The organism is Paenibacillus sp. SN-8-1, from assembly GCF_050995535.1.
Lineage (GTDB): Bacteria > Bacillota > Bacilli > Paenibacillales > Paenibacillaceae > Fontibacillus.
Genome location: NZ_CP194782.1, coordinates 3079772 through 3098180, shown reverse-complemented (window position 1 = coordinate 3098180; position 18409 = coordinate 3079772). Strand labels below are relative to the sequence as shown.

The 18409-nt window shown below is 42.6% G+C and carries 29 protein-coding genes; 25 read left to right on the top strand and 4 right to left on the bottom strand.

The annotated features are described in order from the left end of the window. The first annotated feature begins 44 nt into the window (after positions 1-44). The 8 genes from ACRRNK_RS14995 to ACRRNK_RS14960 all read left to right on the top strand — a co-directional run bounded on the left by ACRRNK_RS14995 (position 45) and on the right by ACRRNK_RS14960 (position 6661). Entirely contained in the window at positions 45-863 is an 819-nt protein-coding gene (locus ACRRNK_RS14995; protein ID WP_433943525.1) for a glycoside hydrolase family 25 protein, read from the top strand. A 120-nt stretch (positions 864-983) separates the two neighbouring features. Then, positions 984-2146, top strand: a protein-coding gene (locus ACRRNK_RS14990; protein ID WP_433943524.1) for an IS3 family transposase whose coding sequence is annotated in 2 segments (ribosomal slippage) — positions 984-1248 and positions 1248-2146 — 1164 coding nt in all. Because the reading frame shifts where the segments join, the coding sequence is not laid out codon by codon here. Between the two features lie 288 nt (positions 2147-2434). Then, positions 2435-3316, top strand: a complete 882-nt coding sequence (locus tag ACRRNK_RS14985) for a cation diffusion facilitator family transporter (protein WP_433943523.1) — start codon at positions 2435-2437, stop codon at positions 3314-3316. A gap of 293 nt (positions 3317-3609) precedes the next feature. Next, complete coding sequence (gene tnpB, locus ACRRNK_RS14980) at positions 3610-4698, top strand: IS200/IS605 family element RNA-guided endonuclease TnpB (RefSeq protein WP_433943522.1); 1089 nt, start codon at positions 3610-3612, stop codon at positions 4696-4698. A 173-nt stretch (positions 4699-4871) separates the two neighbouring features. Next, entirely contained in the window at positions 4872-5570 is a 699-nt protein-coding gene (locus tag ACRRNK_RS14975) for a hypothetical protein (RefSeq protein WP_433943521.1), read from the top strand. Next, positions 5533-6045, top strand: a complete 513-nt coding sequence (locus ACRRNK_RS14970) for an accessory gene regulator B family protein (RefSeq protein ID WP_433943520.1) — start codon at positions 5533-5535, stop codon at positions 6043-6045. The genes ACRRNK_RS14975 and ACRRNK_RS14970 overlap by 38 nt, the downstream gene beginning before the upstream one ends. Then, positions 6042-6173, top strand: coding sequence for a hypothetical protein (locus ACRRNK_RS14965; protein ID WP_433943519.1), 132 nt, complete (start codon positions 6042-6044; stop codon positions 6171-6173). The genes ACRRNK_RS14970 and ACRRNK_RS14965 overlap by 4 nt, the downstream gene beginning before the upstream one ends. 206 nt (positions 6174-6379) lie before the next feature. Then, positions 6380-6661: a hypothetical protein gene (locus tag ACRRNK_RS14960; protein WP_433943518.1), complete on the top strand. Its 282-nt coding sequence runs from the start codon at positions 6380-6382 to the stop codon at positions 6659-6661. Positions 6662-7048: 387 nt separating this feature from the next. On the opposite strand, the gene ACRRNK_RS14955 is transcribed toward ACRRNK_RS14960, so the two are convergent. Beyond that, positions 7049-7249: a hypothetical protein gene (locus tag ACRRNK_RS14955; RefSeq protein WP_433943517.1), complete on the bottom strand. Its 201-nt coding sequence runs from the start codon at positions 7247-7249 to the stop codon at positions 7049-7051. A 449-nt stretch (positions 7250-7698) separates the two neighbouring features. Between ACRRNK_RS14955 and ACRRNK_RS14950 the strand changes: the two genes are divergently transcribed. Then, complete coding sequence (locus ACRRNK_RS14950) at positions 7699-9042, top strand: arsenic transporter (RefSeq protein WP_433943516.1); 1344 nt, start codon at positions 7699-7701, stop codon at positions 9040-9042. A gap of 13 nt (positions 9043-9055) precedes the next feature. Further along, positions 9056-9718 carry a DUF2642 domain-containing protein gene (locus ACRRNK_RS14945; RefSeq protein WP_433943515.1) on the top strand — a complete coding sequence of 221 codons (663 nt, stop codon included), beginning with the start codon at positions 9056-9058 and terminating at the stop codon, positions 9716-9718. 297 nt (positions 9719-10015) lie between these two features. Here ACRRNK_RS14945 and ACRRNK_RS14940 read toward each other — a convergent pair whose 3' ends face one another. Beyond that, positions 10016-11176 carry a tyrosine-type recombinase/integrase gene (locus ACRRNK_RS14940; RefSeq protein WP_433943514.1) on the bottom strand — a complete coding sequence of 387 codons (1161 nt, stop codon included), beginning with the start codon at positions 11174-11176 and terminating at the stop codon, positions 10016-10018. Between the two features lie 20 nt (positions 11177-11196). Next, complete coding sequence (locus ACRRNK_RS14935; RefSeq protein ID WP_433943513.1) at positions 11197-11913, bottom strand: helix-turn-helix domain-containing protein; 717 nt, start codon at positions 11911-11913, stop codon at positions 11197-11199. A gap of 190 nt (positions 11914-12103) precedes the next feature. Between ACRRNK_RS14935 and ACRRNK_RS14930 the strand changes: the two genes are divergently transcribed. From ACRRNK_RS14930 to ACRRNK_RS14905, 6 genes are read left to right on the top strand one after another with little or no spacing between them, the layout of a single operon-like run. Beyond that, entirely contained in the window at positions 12104-12307 is a 204-nt protein-coding gene (locus tag ACRRNK_RS14930; RefSeq protein WP_433943512.1) for a helix-turn-helix transcriptional regulator, read from the top strand. 26 nt (positions 12308-12333) lie between these two features. After that, entirely contained in the window at positions 12334-12507 is a 174-nt protein-coding gene (locus ACRRNK_RS14925; protein ID WP_433943511.1) for a hypothetical protein, read from the top strand. A gap of 12 nt (positions 12508-12519) precedes the next feature. Beyond that, the gene (locus tag ACRRNK_RS14920) at positions 12520-12696 is read left to right on the top strand and encodes a helix-turn-helix domain-containing protein (protein ID WP_433943510.1); all 177 of its coding nucleotides are present in this window, start codon (positions 12520-12522) and stop codon (positions 12694-12696) included. Further along, complete coding sequence (locus tag ACRRNK_RS14915) at positions 12693-13442, top strand: Rha family transcriptional regulator (RefSeq protein ID WP_433943509.1); 750 nt, start codon at positions 12693-12695, stop codon at positions 13440-13442. The genes ACRRNK_RS14920 and ACRRNK_RS14915 overlap by 4 nt, the downstream gene beginning before the upstream one ends. A 13-nt stretch (positions 13443-13455) precedes the next feature. Further along, on the top strand, positions 13456-13653 hold the full coding sequence (locus tag ACRRNK_RS14910; protein ID WP_433943508.1) for a hypothetical protein: 198 nt from the start codon (positions 13456-13458) through the stop codon (positions 13651-13653). Next, on the top strand, positions 13640-13798 hold the full coding sequence (locus ACRRNK_RS14905) for a hypothetical protein (protein ID WP_433943507.1): 159 nt from the start codon (positions 13640-13642) through the stop codon (positions 13796-13798). The genes ACRRNK_RS14910 and ACRRNK_RS14905 overlap by 14 nt, the downstream gene beginning before the upstream one ends. A gap of 116 nt (positions 13799-13914) precedes the next feature. On the opposite strand, the gene ACRRNK_RS14900 is transcribed toward ACRRNK_RS14905, so the two are convergent. Continuing rightward, positions 13915-14334: a hypothetical protein gene (locus ACRRNK_RS14900; protein WP_433943506.1), complete on the bottom strand. Its 420-nt coding sequence runs from the start codon at positions 14332-14334 to the stop codon at positions 13915-13917. A gap of 68 nt (positions 14335-14402) precedes the next feature. Here ACRRNK_RS14900 and ACRRNK_RS14895 point away from each other — a divergent pair, with 68 nt between their 5' ends. The 9 genes from ACRRNK_RS14895 (at position 14403) to ACRRNK_RS14855 (ending at position 18399) form a co-directional block, all read left to right on the top strand. After that, on the top strand, positions 14403-14570 hold the full coding sequence (locus ACRRNK_RS14895; RefSeq protein ID WP_433943505.1) for a hypothetical protein: 168 nt from the start codon (positions 14403-14405) through the stop codon (positions 14568-14570). Beyond that, positions 14567-14794 (top strand): hypothetical protein, encoded by a 228-nt coding sequence (locus ACRRNK_RS14890; protein ID WP_433943504.1) that lies wholly within the window; start codon positions 14567-14569, stop codon positions 14792-14794. Before ACRRNK_RS14895 ends, ACRRNK_RS14890 begins: the two co-directional genes overlap by 4 nt. Before the next feature lie 86 nt (positions 14795-14880). After that, positions 14881-15132, top strand: coding sequence for a hypothetical protein (locus tag ACRRNK_RS14885; protein WP_433943503.1), 252 nt, complete (start codon positions 14881-14883; stop codon positions 15130-15132). A 166-nt stretch (positions 15133-15298) separates the two neighbouring features. Continuing rightward, complete coding sequence (locus ACRRNK_RS14880) at positions 15299-15850, top strand: host-nuclease inhibitor Gam family protein (protein WP_433943502.1); 552 nt, start codon at positions 15299-15301, stop codon at positions 15848-15850. A gap of 1 nt (position 15851) precedes the next feature. Beyond that, complete coding sequence (locus ACRRNK_RS14875; protein WP_433943501.1) at positions 15852-16466, top strand: ERF family protein; 615 nt, start codon at positions 15852-15854, stop codon at positions 16464-16466. Beyond that, positions 16459-16869, top strand: coding sequence for a single-stranded DNA-binding protein (gene ssb, locus ACRRNK_RS14870; protein ID WP_433943500.1), 411 nt, complete (start codon positions 16459-16461; stop codon positions 16867-16869). Before ACRRNK_RS14875 ends, ssb begins: the two co-directional genes overlap by 8 nt. Positions 16870-16875: 6 nt before the next feature. After that, the gene (locus ACRRNK_RS14865; RefSeq protein WP_433943499.1) at positions 16876-17307 is read left to right on the top strand and encodes a hypothetical protein; all 432 of its coding nucleotides are present in this window, start codon (positions 16876-16878) and stop codon (positions 17305-17307) included. A 62-nt stretch (positions 17308-17369) separates the two neighbouring features. Continuing rightward, complete coding sequence (locus tag ACRRNK_RS14860) at positions 17370-17705, top strand: hypothetical protein (RefSeq protein ID WP_433943498.1); 336 nt, start codon at positions 17370-17372, stop codon at positions 17703-17705. Then, entirely contained in the window at positions 17698-18399 is a 702-nt protein-coding gene (locus ACRRNK_RS14855) for a DnaD domain protein (protein ID WP_433943497.1), read from the top strand. Before ACRRNK_RS14860 ends, ACRRNK_RS14855 begins: the two co-directional genes overlap by 8 nt. Positions 18400-18409 lie beyond the last annotated feature (10 nt).

The following is an 18409-nucleotide window of genomic DNA, read 5'->3' as shown; positions in this document are numbered from 1 at the left end:
ATCCTTCCTAGCATATGCTGTCTTAAGCTAAAAGGAGGGATCGTATGCAGACCAGAAGCGGGAACCATGCACAAGGTATTGATGTCTCCCACTGGCAGGAGTCCATTGATTGGCAGAAGGTAAGAGCTGCGGGTAAATCCTTTGTATTTATTAAAGCTACGGAGAGCAGCAAATATACGGATAAACAATTTTTCAATTATTTAAAGGGAGCCAAGTCGGCAGGGCTCTTGGTGGGTGCTTACCATTTCACCAGAGCAGCCAAGCCTGCTGATGTGAAAGCGGAAGTGGATCATTTTCTAGAAGTAATTAATCAAGCTGGAGGATTGGATGCTTTCGATCTGCCCTTTGTACTCGACGCAGAGACCAAGGAGGCGGGAACCCGGGCTAATGTGACTGCCACCGTGCGTTCCTGGGTTGATGAGTTCAAGCGGCGGACCGGAAAATTTCCGCTTCTCTACACGTATCCAAGCTTTATTGAGGGTTATCTGGATTCAAGCCTTGCAGATGTGCCGCTGTGGTACGCATATTACAGTAATGTGCCGCCAGTAAATAAGTCGGGATGGAAGTCTTGGGAATTCCTCCAGTATACGAGCGAAGGAACGGTTCCGGGGATCAGCGGCAATGTCGATCTTAATGAGTATAAGGGAAGTGAGGCTGAGCTGATGGCAGTATACAAGAAAGGCAATAGCGGACCTGGATCGCCTGGGAATACCCATGAAGTTCCGGCTTGGAAGGAATCCGGGAGACAGTGGCTGATTGACCAAGCCGGGATCAGCAGCGATTGGAAAGCGGAAGATCCGGTTGATATTGGGACACTTGGAGCTATCCTAGCTAAGTTCTCCTCAAGAACCAAGAGTTCTTGACCATAATCAAGACATGCCAGCCAAAGAGCCAAGAACTGGTATTATCCCCTTCTAGTAGACAAGAGAAAAAAGACATCTGGTAAGATGGATTTAATTCTTGTTGAGCGGAGGGGATTTTTCATGGCCAAAAAGGGGCAAACCTTTCGGAAGTACTCCTTGGAATTAAAGATGGAGGCAGTCCGGTTGGTGAACGAGGAGCAGAGGAGTATTCGTGAAGTGGCGAAACAGTTGGGCGTTCGTAATAAGTCTCAGGTACAAACCTGGGCAACAAAATATCGAACAGGTGAGATTTTAGAGCCAACTAGCCCAAGACGAGGACGACCGAAAACGAAGTTTTCCAGTATGGAAGAAGAAATGGCGTATCTACGAGCGGAGATTGAATATTTAAAAAAGCAGTATCCAAATCTGCACAAGGAGTGACGAAGAAAGCAACCAGGTTCGGAATCATCGAGGAAATGCGAGAGAGGTATTCACTGAAATGGCTATTAGAGTTAGCCCATGTTTCACGAGCAGGCTATTACAAATGGAGAAGGGCTCAGCAGACAGCCAGGCAGCGTAAAGAAAGGGACAAGCTACTGGAAGCTCATATGTTGTCGCTCCACCGCCTTCATCCCTACTTTGGTTATCTGCGTATGACGGTTGCTTTACGGAAAGAAGGCCTCGTAGTTAACCACAAAAGGGTCTACCGGATTATGAAGAAATTGGGGATTCAGTCGGTCATTCGAAAGAAGCGTCGTTTTTTCGGTAAACAGGCTTCTGTCGTGAATCCCAATCGGCTGGATCGTCAATTTCAGGCGGATACTCCTTTATCTAAACTCGCTACCGACATTACCTACATACGGGTTGGGGAACGGTTTGTCTACCTTTCGGCAATCCAGGATCTGTATAACAACGAGATCGTAGCATGGCACCTTTCGGAACGAAACGATCTGGCTCTGGTTAACGAAACGCTAGACGCGTTAAGTAAAGATGTAAATTTGGAGGGAGCTATTCTCCATTCAGACCAGGGATTTCAATACACCTCCAAACCATTTAACCGTAAACTTACTGGACTTGGGATCCTCGGAAGCCATTCCAGACGCGGAAACTGTCTGGACAACGCATGCATAGAATCCTTCTTTTCTCATCTGAAGACGGAAAAGATATATTTAAGCAAGCCCCAAACCTTAGCTGAGGTAGAAAAACAGGTGCGCGAGTATATTTCATTTTATAACCAAAGTAGATTCCAGAAAAAACTAAACAACCGTTCCCCGGTTGAATACCGAGAAACGGTTGCTGCTTAAACATGTCTTTTTAGACCTGTCTACTTGACAGGGGTATGACCACGGTATACTGGCTTTTTTTTGGCTCCATGCTATTTGAAATTCATATTATTATTGTGCATAGACAATAAAATTGCGTATGAACAAAATTGTTGCAAATGTCCCTTGATTGAGGTTACCAACAACACTGTTTCTCTAGACCCACACCGGGTCCTTTAGTTAAGATAGATTGGCCGGCCAAAGCCGGGGATAACGACAAATCATAACAAGGCGGTATGTTCAAGAATGCAAGCAGCAAACAAAACATTTATGGCAGTATGGATAAGTTTGATCAGCAATCTGTTTTTGACAGGGCTTAAAATTTTTGTTGGTTTCCTGTTCAAGAGCCAAGTTCTCATCGCAGATGGTATACATAACGCGGGAGATGTGGTGGCTTCTTTTGCTGCTCTTACCTCCACCCGAATATCGAAGAAGCCCGCGGATGAGGACCATCCTTATGGACATGGCAAAGCAGAGGTTCTGGCCTCGGCAGTAGTAGCGTTAATCCTGGCGCTTGCCGCAGTTCTTATGATAGTCAAGTCCATCGAAGCTTTCTTCTCCCCTGCTGAGGAAGCAAGCCTCATTGCGCTATTCGCTGCGGTTGTTTCTCTCATATGGAAGCAAGTGCTGTATGTGTATTGTATTCGGGTAGGCAAGGCGGAGAATAGCAAAAGTCTGATGGCAACGGCCTACGATCATCTTGCGGATGTCTACGCCTCTGTGGCTGCTTGTGCGGGAATTGGCCTTGCGCTGCTTGGAGATTATTATGATATTCCTTTTACGAAGTACGGGGATCCAATTGCCGGGTTGGTAGTATCTTACTTTGTGCTTAAGCTGGCCTATAAGATGGGGCGCGAATCTGTAGATGTTTTGATGGAAAAGAATATTTCCCCGGATCAGCTAAATCAAATTAATCAGATTGTGAATCGGGTTGAATATGTGAAGCGAATTGACCGGATTCGGGCAAGAGAGTTGGGAAATTATATTATCGTTGATGTAAGAGTAAGTATTCCGAGCGATATGACGGTACAGCAGGGTCATGATGTCAGCAAAGAGATCCGAAATTCGATAAAAAGCGAGGTAAGTTACGTAGAAGAGGTTATGGTCCATATTAATCCCTGGTATCAAGGAGATATAAGTGAGGAAAAGTAGAGAAAGGCCAAACAGGAACCAATAATAAAGAGGACAATGATTGCGGCAAAGAGAATTAGAATTCTTTCAAATGAATCCAATCTTTTCACAAATAATCACTCCCTGTTTAAATGTTAACTAATTATACAATAATATCCATAGATTCGGGAAGATCCTCCTAAAAATACTTTTATCAAAAAGTAGCCTAGAACACTTCTTCCTCTTCAGGGAGGAGATGAATCGGCAGCACTCATTTTTAGAGAACATATGTGCTATAATATAAACTATAAACCCAATTCAAGGAGGTGTGTGGCATGCTGGTTCATAAAGCCTATAAATATCGATTTTACCCAAATTCCGAGCAACAGCAGCTCATTCATCAAATGTTTGGCTGTTGTCGTTTTGTGTTCAATCATTTCTTGGGCTTGTGGAATGAGTCTTATGCCTCAACCGGAAAGGGGTTATCTTATAACTCCTGTGCCACACAGCTACCTGCACTTAAAGCTTCTTTTGAGTGGCTTAAGTTAGTCGATAGTATTGCCTTACAATCGGCGGTTCGCCATGTGGCAGATAGCTTTGATCACTTCTTTAAGAAGCAGAATCAGGCTCCACGCTTCAAAAGCCGCAAGAATCCTGTTCAAAGCTATACCACCAAATATACGAATGGCAATATTGCAATTGAAGGGGATAAGCTCAAGCTTCCGAAGCTAGGATGGATTCGATTTGCCAACTCCAGGGCATGTGAAGGACGTATTCTTTCCGCTACAGTACGCCGAAATGCGGCGGGCAAATATTTTGTATCGCTTGTTTGTGAAGTAGATGTGCAGTCGTTTCCTCCAACCGATAAGCATATCGGCATTGATCTTGGCTTAAAAGAGTTTGCGGTCTGCTCAGATGGCATGCGAGTTGCAAATCCAAAGGCTTTCCGCAAATACGAGAAAAAGTTGGCTTTCTGGCAGCGCCGAATGAGTCGTCGCACTAAAGGTGGCTCGAACTGGCATAAAGCCAAAGTCAAAGTAGCTTGTATTCATGAAAAAATTACAAATATTCGCCAAGACTTTTTGCACCAGTTATCTACGAAACTGATTTGTGAAAACCAAACGATGAGCATTGAAGATCTACAGGTAGCAAATATGCTTAAAAATCATAAGCTAGCGAAATCCATCGCAGATGCGTCCTGGAGTGAGTTTAAACGTCAGCTCACTTATAAAACTCAGTGGTACGGGCGCACGTTGAATTTCGCACACACCTTTGCTCCAACAAGCCAAATGTGCCATGTCTGCGGGAGCAAAAATAAAGATGTGAAAAACCTATCCGTGCGGCAATGGACATGTGCTTCATGCGGATCTTCGCATGATCGTGATGAAAATGCCGCTCACAATATTAAAAATCTAGCCGTATAAAGTAACATGGTCATGAACTGCGGGAACCGCAGGGATCGCCTGGTTAATTTTGCTTCGAAGCAACCACCCAGGAATCCTCCACTTCTTTAAGTGGCGGGAGTGTTCAAAAAGTACTAGAACTTTCCTCCGCACTTCCCTATAATTTAGTTAATAAGTAGAGGGTGGTGCAGGATTTGTTGTCTTCTTATGTTTATATTGGTCTAGGGATTTTTGATGCCCTTGCCATGTTTGCTCTTATGATCTCCCTTTACAGGCTTCCGCTTTGGTGTCACCGATATAAAGTGGCTGTTTTTGTAGTATTTATTGCTCTGTTTTCATTTGTAATGAGGCTATTAATTGAAATTCCCGAGCTTGATCTACCGATCCAGTATTTATTCTTCCTGATCTTTATCAAATATGTGTACAGACTCAAATTCAGTCATTCCTCATTTGTTGCTGGGGCAGGAGTCACAGCTTATGTGGTACTTCAGCTTACGATCTACTATGTGTATCATCTGGTAGGTATGCTCTATCAGAGTGATCTGTTAAAAACCGAGGGTGCTGTATATTTGATTCAGATTAGTTCAATTCTTGCTGCTTATGGAATTGCCATCTTCCTTAAGTATTTCAGACTGGGCTTCTCATTTATTCGAATTCCACAAGACGAGCATCATTCTCCTCAGAAAGACCAGACATCCTTGTTGATTGCCTCCATTCTTTCGACAGTTACTATTTTCCTAATAAGTTTTTTTCTGTACACCGTAGATTCTTTGGGTCTTATCATCATGGCATTCTCAACCTTCAGTATTTCCTATTTTCTCTCTCAAAGGAGCGATTATGAAGGGGTTAGAAGCATTGTCGAAGCATCTCTCGAGCAGGATAAAGGAAAGTGATCCCGAGGGACCGGTCAGCCTGGAAATTTTAGAGTATGAGCTAGGAATACGACTTAATTTCATCGCCACCCTATTGCTGACCGTTGTGGCTGGATGGATAACCGGGAACTTAATGGGGGCTTGCCTTGCCCTGATTTCCTTCCTGGTGGTAAGAAGGTTTTCCGGCGGCGTTCATATGAAGTCACTAACACTTTGTGCTATAGTGTCCGCTGCCATTTTTGTTATTATTTCCTTCATAGCATTGGAACAGGAACAAATAAGGTTAATTACGCTTCTATCTGCAGTCATATTTTTGATATACTCCCCTAATATTCTTGAGGAATTGAACCCGCCGCCGCTTACACCTTACATGAAAATGATATCCTCAATTTTGGTGCTCTCTAACTTAATATTCCAGTCCTCAGCAATAGCTCTTGCCTGTGCTGTACAAGCTTTTCTTATACTGCCTTTCTGGAAGGGAGGTGAGCCAAGATGAAGCAGCAATTAGCCCGCAGTATCTCTATGTTTTTGTATAAAAGTGCGAAGAAATCCTCCGTATCTACCAAAAGTTTTATTGGAGCTAAGCCGCTCCCTAAAGAACTGCAAAATATTAAGTCCAAGTAAGTCTATTTCAATGACAGCTAAGATCTTCCAGACAAGCTTTAGTACCACTTCGTCAGTCAGGAGATTTACAATATAATTTGTTAAGGAAAGTCCATGTGATTACATGGGCTTTCTTTATGCTTGATAAGGGAACATATGTTCTTGTATAATTCGAGTTATCCTGTTAGGGAATTGTAAGCCTAGAAGAAGATAAGGAGGAACTGTGTATGCTTCCGGATTTCGAGCGCAAGCTGCTGCGTATTCTGTATAACTTCTCTTTGAAATATCGGCGTATACCGGATGTCCGGGATATTCAGCGCCTGACGGGTAGGCACCGTACTGAGGATATTAAGAACGGACTTCTTCGGCTTGAGGAGGAGAAGTACATTGTATGGGAGAACCGGAATGAAGTTAGAACAATACGGATTCTGGAGGGCTGGGACCGCGATCAATCTGAAATCTCCAGGGAGGTTAAAGGCGGCAGTACAGAGTATTGGACGAAGTATTAATTGACCTTAGTCATTAATCTGCTTACAAGTGGTAAGTGTCCAATCCTTTAGAACGCCCCCCGAATACAATGAAATGTATCTTAAATAAAGAGGAGGTTTTCACAAATGAGTGAAGTAAGAGGCGGCTACGGTGGCGGAGGTTTCACTTCGACAGGCGCAATTCTCGTTCTGTTCATACTGCTTGTGATTATCACCCGTTCTTTCCTTTACTAAGGATATTTGAATCCAAGTGATTTGACGGGATTCCCCGCCAGGTGTGTTAGACCTGGCGGGGATTTTGTGTTGGGCGTATGGATACGATCAGATGGGAGGTATGGAGCTGTCAAGGGATAAAAAAGAAGCTGTATTAACAGCTTCACAGAAATTTATTTTGATCAATTAGAGTTCCTAATACCGATGATGAGTACTTTTAATTCGATCTAGTTTTTTATTGATTACATTTAACTTTGTGTTGATTTGATTTAGACTTTTGCTTAATGCCACCAGGCCTTCACCTAAAGCTTTGTCCTTGACATGCTTAAAATGCTTCCGTGCCTCTTTTGAATGTTTTCTGTATTTGTGTACTGCTTTGTGAAAAGAACGATCCATAGGTCTGATCTCCCTTCAATAATTTGTAATTGTACAATGTAATAGATGCTTATGGACGGGAAATCGTATGGACGAAAAACTACATTAAAAAAATTCTGATCATACATCATATATGGCTAGTTCCTTTCACACCCCTGACACATATGAATATATTAGAGGTGGACATGAATGACAAGTATGGAGGAGCGCTATATAACTTCCGGCAAAGTTTCATTCATGCTTATCCTCCTTATTCCCAAGAAAAGGGAGGAGGTCCTAAAGCTTTCTGAAGGAAAGCGTACTTCCATAACAGCATGAAGGGAGGACGAGGAAATGTATCTCTATGTGTACTGTATTCTTCTAGGGGTGCCGCTATATTGGCTTATTCTTCCGGTTAAAACTGAAAAGGCCCCGCCGCCAAATTTAGTGCCTTCATCTGACGTTCTCCCTATGGGAGGTGAGCCGCAATAATGCCAGACTATCAACAGTGGCTCACATTCGGAGTTTTTGTATGCACCATTATTCTTCTCATGTGGCGTCCTGGCAGAATCAATGAATCTATCCCCACTTCGCTGGGCGCACTCATTCTTATCCTGGTTGGCGTAGTCAGTTACAAGCATATCCTTGAGGTATTTGGAATTGTGTCCGGAGCTGCGGTCACAATCCTTTCAACTATTGTCATGTCCATAATACTTGAAAGTATCGGCTTCTTTCGTTGGGTGGCTTTTAATCTGGTAGAGCGGGCTCGAGGCTCGGGTGTAAAGCTCTTCTGGCTAGTACTTCTCCTCTGCTTTCTAATGACCCTCTTCTTCAACAATGACGGCAGTATTCTTATAACTACACCTATTATTATTCAGATCGGTAACATTCTAGAGTTAAAACCAAAGCAAAAAATCCCCTATTTGTTCTCTGGAGCACTGATTGCTACGGTGTCAAGCGCACCTATAGGAGTAAGTAATCTGGCCAATCTAATTGCACTCCGCATCGTAGGACTGGATCTGAACCAGTATACCGCCATGATGTTTGTCCCTTCGATGATGGGTATCTTATGTATTTCCGCTCTTTTGTATCTTTATTTCCAAAAGGATATTCCCCGCAAAATCAGCAAAAATCCGATCAGATATTCATTACAGCCAGGGAAACACCCATTGCTGCATAAACATGAGATTGATAATCAAGTAGACTGGTGGCTGTTCAGAGTTTGTATAGGAATCGTTGTTTTTATTCGGGGAGGATTTTTTCTTGCCGAAGATTTGGGAGTACCAATAGAACTCGTTGCATTAATTGGAGTTGCACTCATGATCGCGGTTAGATGGTATCGTACGAAGAAGGGTCTTCGTGATGTTGTGACCAAAACACCTTGGCATATTCTGTTGTTCGCCTTCAGTATTTATGTCATCGTTAATAGTCTTCATCGCGCGGGGATGACAGAGTGGCTCATAACTTTACTGCAACCTTTTGCCGAGAAGAGTGAAGCGAGTTTAATAGCTGCTTCCGGTCTGATGCTAACGCTTCTCTCGAATCTGGTTAACAATCTTCCGTCTGTTATGATCGGTACTTTTGCGGTGACGGATATGGGGCTAGAACAACAGCCTCTTCAGCTCGCGTACTTGGCTAATATCATGGGAAGTGATATAGGCGCATTGTTGACACCTGTAGGTACCCTCGCTACATTACTTTGGATGTATATTCTTAAGAATAATCATATTCACATCACCTGGAAACAGTATATGAAAGTGACCATAATCGTGATACCTATTAGTTTGATTGTTAGTCTGATGTCATTATATATATGGACGCAATTCCTGCTTTGAGAGGAGGATGGGAATGCAGGTCTTTAAGAAATGGCTAAATCAAGCCGTTGAGCTTGAGTTGTCTGGATGCAGCGAACGTATCATTGGCGAATTAATTGACATGGGAAGCGACATACTCGTGTTACTCTCGGAATCAAAATTTATTTATATCCCTATACACCATTTGCAGAACATGAATTTGTCTCCGGCTGATCCTCAGCTGAATGATTCGAGCAGCAGTCCTTCGCCCGAGCAGGATCAAATTTCATATCGAAAGATGCTTATGAATTCCAGAGGGATATTCACTGAAGTATCCATCGGCAACAAACATTCGATACACGGTTATTTGACTGGCATAATGAATGATTATTTTGTTTTCTTCTCTCCAATACATGGAAGTATATATATATCTATTAATCATGTTAAATACTTGATCCCTTACCCTCCTAATAAAACCCCCTTTAATCTAAGTCAAGATCATTTCCCTGTTCAGCCTGCTGCATTACCTGTATCCCGAACTTTAGACCAGCAAATCAAGAAATTGGAAGGTGAGCTCATCATTGTGAATTTGGGCGAGAAGCCTTCTCACGCAGGACTTCTAAAGTCCTCAGACAATAATATACTTGAAATGATTGATGCTAATGGGAATATCCATGTTATTCACGGTGATCATATCATGACTATTCATTCCCCATAAATGAATTAATAAGAGGAACATGGCTCGTAAGAGGCATGTTTCTTCTATTTGAAAAGAATAAAATCTTCTGGTTTTTCCCATAAAAAAAGGACAAAAGCCCTCGTACAAATGCACGATACAAAGGCTTTTGTCCGGGGATCTCTTGCGAGATCCCCATCATGGGAGAGGAGAATACTCAGGTAAGATATTTTGGAAAACCTTATTAAACCTTGGTTTTCTTTATATCGTAAATGTGATTTGCTGTTAATTGTTTTGGTCCTTTAGTAAACAATGGTCTACATTTGGTCTACATTTGGTCTACAGCGATGATTTGAATAACGTATCTAATTTATCGGCAGCAATTTTATCTGCTGTCTGGAGTGCGTGTCCATAAACATTCATTGTAGTCGTAATATCTGCATGTCCTAAGCGTTCTGAAATAATTTTTGCATGGACTCCTTGATTAATTAACAGTGTTGCTGAGGTATGTCTTAGATCGTGAAATCGAATCTTTTTAAGGCCATTATAATCAAGGAACTCTCTCCACCATTTAGTCGGCCTGTTAAAGTACAAAGCTCCTCCATAAGCATTCGGAAAGACGAACTCATGTTCATGTTCTTTCCAACGATCCAGTATTCTCATTTTTTCCTGAAGGTAGTGCACTCTGTATCTTTTTAACATTTCCAATGTGGAAGCGGGGAGTGAAATCACTCTAATTGAGTTCTTTGTCTTAGGGGATTTAATGACGGGCTTTCCTTCATTTTTCATCGAAATGGATTGCGCAACTTTTATTGTGCCCTCGTTCAAGTCGACATGTTTCCATTCAAGCGCTATTAGTTCCCCTCGGCGCATACCTGTAGAAATAGCTAACGTGATTAACATGCGAAATAAGAATGACTCATCTTCCAGTGCTTCAAAAAGCAATTTCACATCTTTCTCGTCATACACCTCAATATCTTTCACGGGTATTTCCTTAGGTTTCTTCACACCAATCATCGGGCTTTCTTTAATTACTTTCCATTCGACAGCTCTTTGGAAGATGCTTCTCAACACTCGATATATATATACGATAGTTGCCGAAGAAACTACTCCTTCTTTACCGTCCAGCCGTATATTGATGGAATCCAAAAATCTCATAATATGCATTGTTTTGATTTTGTCAATTTGAACGCCTTTAAAGTAAGGAATAATACGATTATTTAAATGTGTAGTATAATTTTCTATTGATTTCAGGCTAAGGTGTTTGTCGGCAAATTTAGTTTTCCATTCATGAACAAATGATTCAAAGGTCATTTTTTCTGGGGCAATAAATTCGCCAGATTCAACCTCTACAACAAACTTAGCTAACTCCAAATTGGCTTCTTTGTTTGTTTTCGCCTTAATTGTTTTAGTGCGTTTGATCCTTTTGCCTGTTGAATCGTATCCTAATTCTACAGTCAGCAGATAAGATTCTTTCCCTCTTTTACGTGCCGAGGCCATAGGAGATTCCTCCTTGAATTTTAGAGATCCATTTGAAATTCAGGCTTGAAATGACCGGCATAAACTCCACATATATGAACTTCATTAGGAAAAACTTCAATAGAATTATACTTGGGGTTTTCTGGTACAAGCTTAACTACGTTCCGATCCGCATCCCAAAAAACTCGCTTTAAAGTGCCTTCTTCTCCATTAACAATTACAGCAGCTATTTGACCGTTTTTTTCAACCCAATTACTGGCTCTCAGATAAACAATATCTCCATCTTCAATACCAACTTGCATCATACTGTCGCCTTGAACTTTCAAAGCATAGTCAGGCTTTTTTTTATTAAGCATTGGATAGACAACATAATCCTCAATATTAGAATCTGCTATTATTCCATCACCAGCGCAAATCGCACCAATTACAGGAATTGTACCCCATGGATTATCAATGTTAGCTTCCTTTAACAAAAGAGCATCTAGCTTATCATTTGATTGATTTAATATTGTTTCGGAGTTTTCATTTAAAATTCCGGCCTTTTCAAGCAGTTCATAATAATTTATTTGATAGGCGTCTGCTATTTTCTTTAATGCTGCTGGAGAAGGAGATACTTCTTTTTTGGTTTTTCTATTAATTCCTAGTTCAATGTCCCTAATGTATGAGTACGATACGCCACTCTTCTCCGCTGCATCTCGAAGTGAAATCTTTTTTTCTTTTCTTATACGTTCCAGGTATTGACCTAACAACTCACTCATTAGTAAAAACCCTCGCTTCCTCTATATGCAACAATATCGACAAGTTGTATTGTATAGTATATCCAACAAAAAGTAAAGTAAACAACACAAAAATAGGAGTTTTGATATAAAAATTGTTGTTGACAACACAAAACTATGAGAGTAGTATGTGAATTGTAAACGGGAAACAACAAAGAAAGGAGTAAAGTATATGCAAAACAACGTGAAATTCTTAAGGCGTAGCCAAGAGTATGATCTAACTCAAGAACAACTGGCCGAAGCGCTCAAGGTTTCGCGGTCAACGGTATCGCACATAGAAAGAGGTGGCGATATAAGCGGTTCGCTACTATTGAAGGTTGCACAGTTCTTTGAAAAAGACCCGAGAGAAATTTTTTTTGTCGATGATGTTGGGTAAACAACACACAATAACGAGGTGGCCATGTGAGCAATGATGAAAAATTACGAACAGTCGGTAAAAAGCTCATTCTACTTGCAAAGTTTAGGTATGGCTTTAAATGTGATCCTTTGAAAAATGCTGAACACCTTGCACAAGAGGTTGGGATCCATACAGAACTTGCCCTATCTGCTATGCATGCAGCCATGGATGACTCATGAGGAGGATTAAACATGACAACACTTACAGTTGCTGAAACAGCCGGGAAGTTAAAAGTTTCAACAAGCACAGTCTATGACCTGGTTAGAAAGAAACAGATCCCACATTTTCGTATTGGTCAAAAAATCTTTTTTAGATCAGACGCACTTGATAATTGGATTATGGATCTTGAGAAGGGGGTTGCACAGTGAGTAAACTGGTGTTCCTGGAAAACGGACGAGCCGTTACAGACAGTCTGACCGTAGCAGAAAAATTCGGCAAGGATCATGATCACGTAATTAGAGACATTCGCCAACAGATCAGCAAACTGAACGAAGCTAACGAATGCGAATGGGGTGTCTCCAACTTTGGGGAGACCCAGTACCAACATCCTCAGAACAAACAATGGTATCCAAAATTTGATTTGACGGAAGAAGCTTTTGCCATTGTTGCCATGTCATACGTGACTCCAGCGGCTATGAAAATGAAAGTGAGATTCTTGGAAGAATTCAAACGAATGCGGCAACAGATTCAATCGGGGATAGATCTCACCGGACTCAGTCCACAGCTCCAATTCATGATCCAGATGGAACAAAACCTAAAGCAGATTGAACGGCGGCAACAGGAAACAGAACAGCAGCTCAGTACAATCAAAGAAACATTCCTGCAGCGTGACGAGAATTGGAGACAAAAGATCACTGGCTTACTAAACGGTGCTGCTACTCGTTTGGGTGGACATCGTGAAGTAAGGACGGAGAGCTATCGACTGCTCGAAGAGCGTGGCCGCTGTAACCTTAATCTCCGGCTGGCTAATTTAAAGGAACGTCTGGCAGAGTCGGGAGCTACTAAGACAAAGATCAATGACGCTAACCGCCTTGATGTAATCGAGGCTGACCCTCGGCTTAAGGAAATCTATACGACTATTGTTAAGGAACTATCTATTGGGACATTAGCTTAGGAGGGACATATCCATGGGATCGAGACTTGATGCTAGAAAACAATATGCAAGTGAGATTATAGATAGGCTTAAGAGATATAACAGCATGTCTGGCTTGTCAGAAGCAGCATGGAAAATCATGAAAGAAGAGCTTGAATTTGCTTTTAGCGCTGGTGTGGATTACTCAGCTAATAAATTTGCGAAGGAGGAGACACGCAATGCCAAGTCATGACGTGCAATTAATCGCTGCTTATCGTAATTGTGTAGCCCGAGGAGCTACTAAAGAGCAACTAGAAGCATTTATCGAGCGTTGCCGGGAGCAATGGGCCGGAGATACTGCAATGCTGGCTGTAGTGAATGGTCTGCAGAATCATTAATGAAAGGAGCGTGAACATGAAAGAACAACGTGTGCGTGAAATAGCAAGAGAGGGAATGCAAAAGGAAAAAGCCACTGCTGTAACAGTGACTTCGATAATACATGTTAATGGATCAGTTAGTTCATCTGAAATTTCCCGAATGTTACTCCAAGAACTTGATCGGAGTAGAGACACAAGAAAGCTAGTTTAAATTCATTACTCGGATTCGAGAATGATTTAATAACTGCATTCTGTAAGTAAATCGGAAATGTCCCTGAATTTTCATTTGCTTTGTCAGACACTCCTTCATGAATCGTTTTTACGATTAGTCTCTGAGCATCATCAGAATCAAATTTAAATTCTCCATCCTCACCTTCAGTATCTGGATAAAGGTTATAAAGTTCAGCTGTAATTATCGCAGAATGAGTAAGGATTGCGAAACTTGAACCTTCAGGAATGCTAATTTTATCAATTTGTCCCGTCTTTAATGATTCTACTATTTTAGCAAAACCCATTACATGACTAGTTTTAAAATCGTATTCTTTGTTATTTGACATATTACCACCTCCCCTCAAACTGATTATTCGACAGATGGTGGACAAAACCCTTGAAAGGAGCATGAAAAATGACTATTGAACGCCTAAACCAACGCATGGAAGTCCGTAGACGCTTGAACGAAGTATACAGACTGAAAGAGATCGCCATTCATTCTGGGGTTGATACTGCTGACCTGGATGAAGAAATCAAACTTCTGGTAACTGAACTCTACAGAAAGGAGGGACAAGCCATATGAAACGTCAACACGCTCTGTCAGTGGAATTAAAAAGCGGGGAGATCGCTATTGTCGATAAAGGCCGCAAAAGCTTCCAGATCTACAACCGTGGGGAACAAGCTCCGGCTGCTAAATTAAAAAGCCTATTTGACATCATCACACTAAGGGATTTGCTGAACGATGCCTACCCAGTGGAGGATTACTCTCATGCTCAAGTGCGGGTGCAAAAAAGCAGCTCTCTATGAGGTTTACGAGGATAAGCAACCGCATTGCTTAGAGTGCATGCTTGATGCAGTAGATTGCCGAGAAATGGTCTTAGTAAGGAGGATTGATGAATTTGCAAATACGGATCAAGGCAAGCACGGAGTATGCGGACCTGTTCGCTCTGAGTAAAGCAGGAGGCTGGTATGTGCCGGGGAAGAATCCTAAGTTTGCTTTTAACACCGAGCAGCAGCGCCAAGCATATGAACGAATCAGGAAAGGGGAATTAAAGGATGGAAGTGTACCTGAAGAGAGTCATAAAAAGACTGGAGAAGTTGCAAGACGACACTACGGGCGTGGCTCCTTACGCAGCCTTGATTGATGTGGGGTATTTCTTAAGCTCTGATCTTGCAACGGCTATTGATGAACTGAAAACAGTTCTTAACCAAATGAAAAATGACCCCGGTTGCACCCGAAGTCATTGAGTAGTTCGCATTAATAAATTTTCTACGAACAAAATAACACAATTTCTAGGAGGTTGTAAATAGATGAATCCAATGTTGCAAGAAGAGCTGGACGAAATCGAGCAGTTAGAGGCGGAAGAAATACAAGGTTTCCGGGTCCATGACTTGGAGTCTTTGAACTGGGTATTCCGCAAGTTGGCTGCCATTGAAGCCAAGAAGACGGAAGTGAATAGACTTGCCGCAGCTGAGTTGTGCCGTATTGAGGATTACCGCAAACGTGAGCTGGACAAGCTTCAGCGCGATGAGGAGTATTTCCATGGGCTGGTGTCTGGATATGCTCTGCAACGCCGGGAAGCGGATCCTAAATTTAAATCGGAGAAAACCCCGTATGGTTCCCTTACTCTCAAAAAACAGCAACCTAAGTGGAATTATGATGATGCCAAACTGGTTGAATGGCTTAAGGCGAATGAACGAGTTGATTTGATCCGGGTTAAAGAGGAACCAGTTAAAACAGATATTAAGAAGCAGTTTACCGTTACTGATTCCGGTGCAGTCGTGGATCCGGACGGTCAAAAGGTTGAAGGTATCCAGGTTGAACACCGTGGTGACGAATTGGTCATCAAACCGGAGGTGTGACATGAGCAAAGCCCAACTTTACCAAAAGATTAGCCAAGTGATGCAAGATGTGGACTATCTTCAGAAAGACGACAGGGTGGAATTCGGCAATACCAAGTATCGTGCAATCAGTGAAGAAAAGGTTACTTCAACCGTTCGGGAAAGCCTGATTCAAAACAAGCTTGTCATCCTACCAATAGAGCAAATACACAGTCGGGAGGGCACTCTTTCGACGGTGGATGTCAAATATAAGATCGTTGATACAGAGACAGGCGAATACGAAATTCTTGTTTCCTCTGGAACCGGGGCTGATACGCAGGATAAAGGTGTAGGCAAGGCGATGACGTACGCCTATAAATACTTACTCCTGCGCACCTTCGCCATACCAACAGGGGAGGACCCTGACAAGACAAGTAGTGCTGAACTGGATTCTAATCAGAAGCAGAAGGAGGAGCAGGCAAAGAAGCCTCCAACCTCTCTCAAATCAAAGTGGAAACTCCTTAAAGGCGGTATGGATGGGTTTGACGATTGGGTTGTACAAATGCTGGAGAAAAAGCATGATTACCCGGCTATGGAGCGGGCTCTTATAAAGAAAATCGAAGAAATGAAAGCCAAGGAGGCTGAAGCCAATGCTTAACCGTGTAATTCTGATCGGCAGACTAACAAAAGACCCAGAACTGAGATATACGTCAGCAGGGGTGGCAGTTACCCAATTCACCATTGCGGTAGACAGGCCGTTCACCTCGCAAGGTGGGGAACGTGAAGCGGATTTTATACCGGTTGTCACATGGAGACAGCTGGCGGAGACTTGCGCCAACTACCTGCGCAAAGGTCGCCTGACCGCAGTTGAAGGCCGCATTCAAGTACGGAATTACGAGAATAACGAAGGTAAGCGAGTCTATGTAACTGAGGTCATCGCTGATAATGTACGGTTTTTAGAAGGGAAGAAAGACAATGGCGATGCTAGGGGTAATCATGGCGACACCTTCCAGGACGAGGGTACACCTATTGATATCTCTGACGATGATTTGCCTTGGTGAGTGTAGATGAGCATTTATACAAAAGAGCAAATCGGTAAAAAGGAAGCGGATCTCAAGTCATTGTATAAGCGAATCAATGAAATACCAGAGGATGTGGATAATCCGGGCGATCTTGCCCGGAAAATCACCTTATACACCATGGCTCAAGGTATTATTGGCTCGATGTATGCCCAGTCAATATATGAGCACGGCCATGCCAAAGTGGTCCTGAAAAATAAACGTCTTACTTTGATGGAGTCATACCCACCTGGTGAAACAATCAAATCAAAGGAAGCTCGCGCGGAAATCGATACATTCGACTTACAAGAAGCTGAAGCGCTGGCCAGAGCAATCGCTAAACGGTGGGAAGCTGCATATAACCAGACTGAACAATTAGCAAACGCTCTAAAAAAAGAGCTCGAGATTCTAAATGACGAACTGAGGGCAGGTGGGCGCTAATGGATTTTGGATTTAACCCTGTCTCAAAGCCTAACTATCGCCGTAGGAAACCCACAAGCAGGATGCGTGGGCGAATCAAGCCAGAAGTATACAAAGCCGCTATGGAGCGTTCAGGCGGACGCTGTGAGCGCTGTGGGATAGGTGGGTACTTAGAGGCTGCCCACCTGATCCGGCGCTGGAAGATCGAGACTGAAACGACAGTACAAGATATCGCCATGCTCTGCGGCCCAGTAGTCAATACCGGGACATGCCATAACTGGGTGGACTATACGGCTGAGGGCAGGGAGTGGGCTGAAAAATATAGGGACTCTTTGTACGAGTGTTCCGATAAATTCCGGGAAATTCCCGGAAACACCAAGAATGAATGGGAAACTGAGGGGATGGAGGACGATGGCTGAAAAAAGGATGATTTCGAAGGTCATCTCAATTTCGGAGAAAGTAAACGAATTGCCTGATATCTTCGACATGCTACTCTTCACCTGGATGATACCTCATACCGATGACTTCGGCAGGTTGGCTGGATCACCGGCGAAAATAAAAGCATTAGTTGTGCCGATGCTGGACAAGGGTAAGGCCGAAATAGAGGCGTCATTACAGCGTTTGAACGACAAAGGGCTAATCAATTGGTATGAGGTGGATGGAGAAAAGGTTGTCCAAATCACCCAATTTGAAAAGCACCAACAAGGATTACACAAGCGAACAAAGTCTAAATTCCCGGAACTTCCCGGAAATTCTGAGAATGTCCAAGAATTTCCCTCTGAAGGGAAGGGAACTGAAGAGAAGGGAACTGAAAAGGAAGAGAAGGGAAGGGAACAGATTTCACCTGACGGCGGCAACTGCAACCCTTACAGATTTTACGAAAATGGATTTGGAACAATTAACCCAGTTGTTTCTGACAATATTGATGACCTTTCGAAAGAGTATGGTGACCTCTGGTTATGCAAGGCGATGGAGTTAGCCATTTTGAGAGGGAAAAGGAATATGAAATACGTTCAGGGTATCTTGAAAAGCTGGCAAGCGGATGGATTTGACGAACCATGGGATCAAGATAAACCAAAAGAAAGCCGGTTGTCATTTTTAGAACACATGTAAGGAGTTGAAT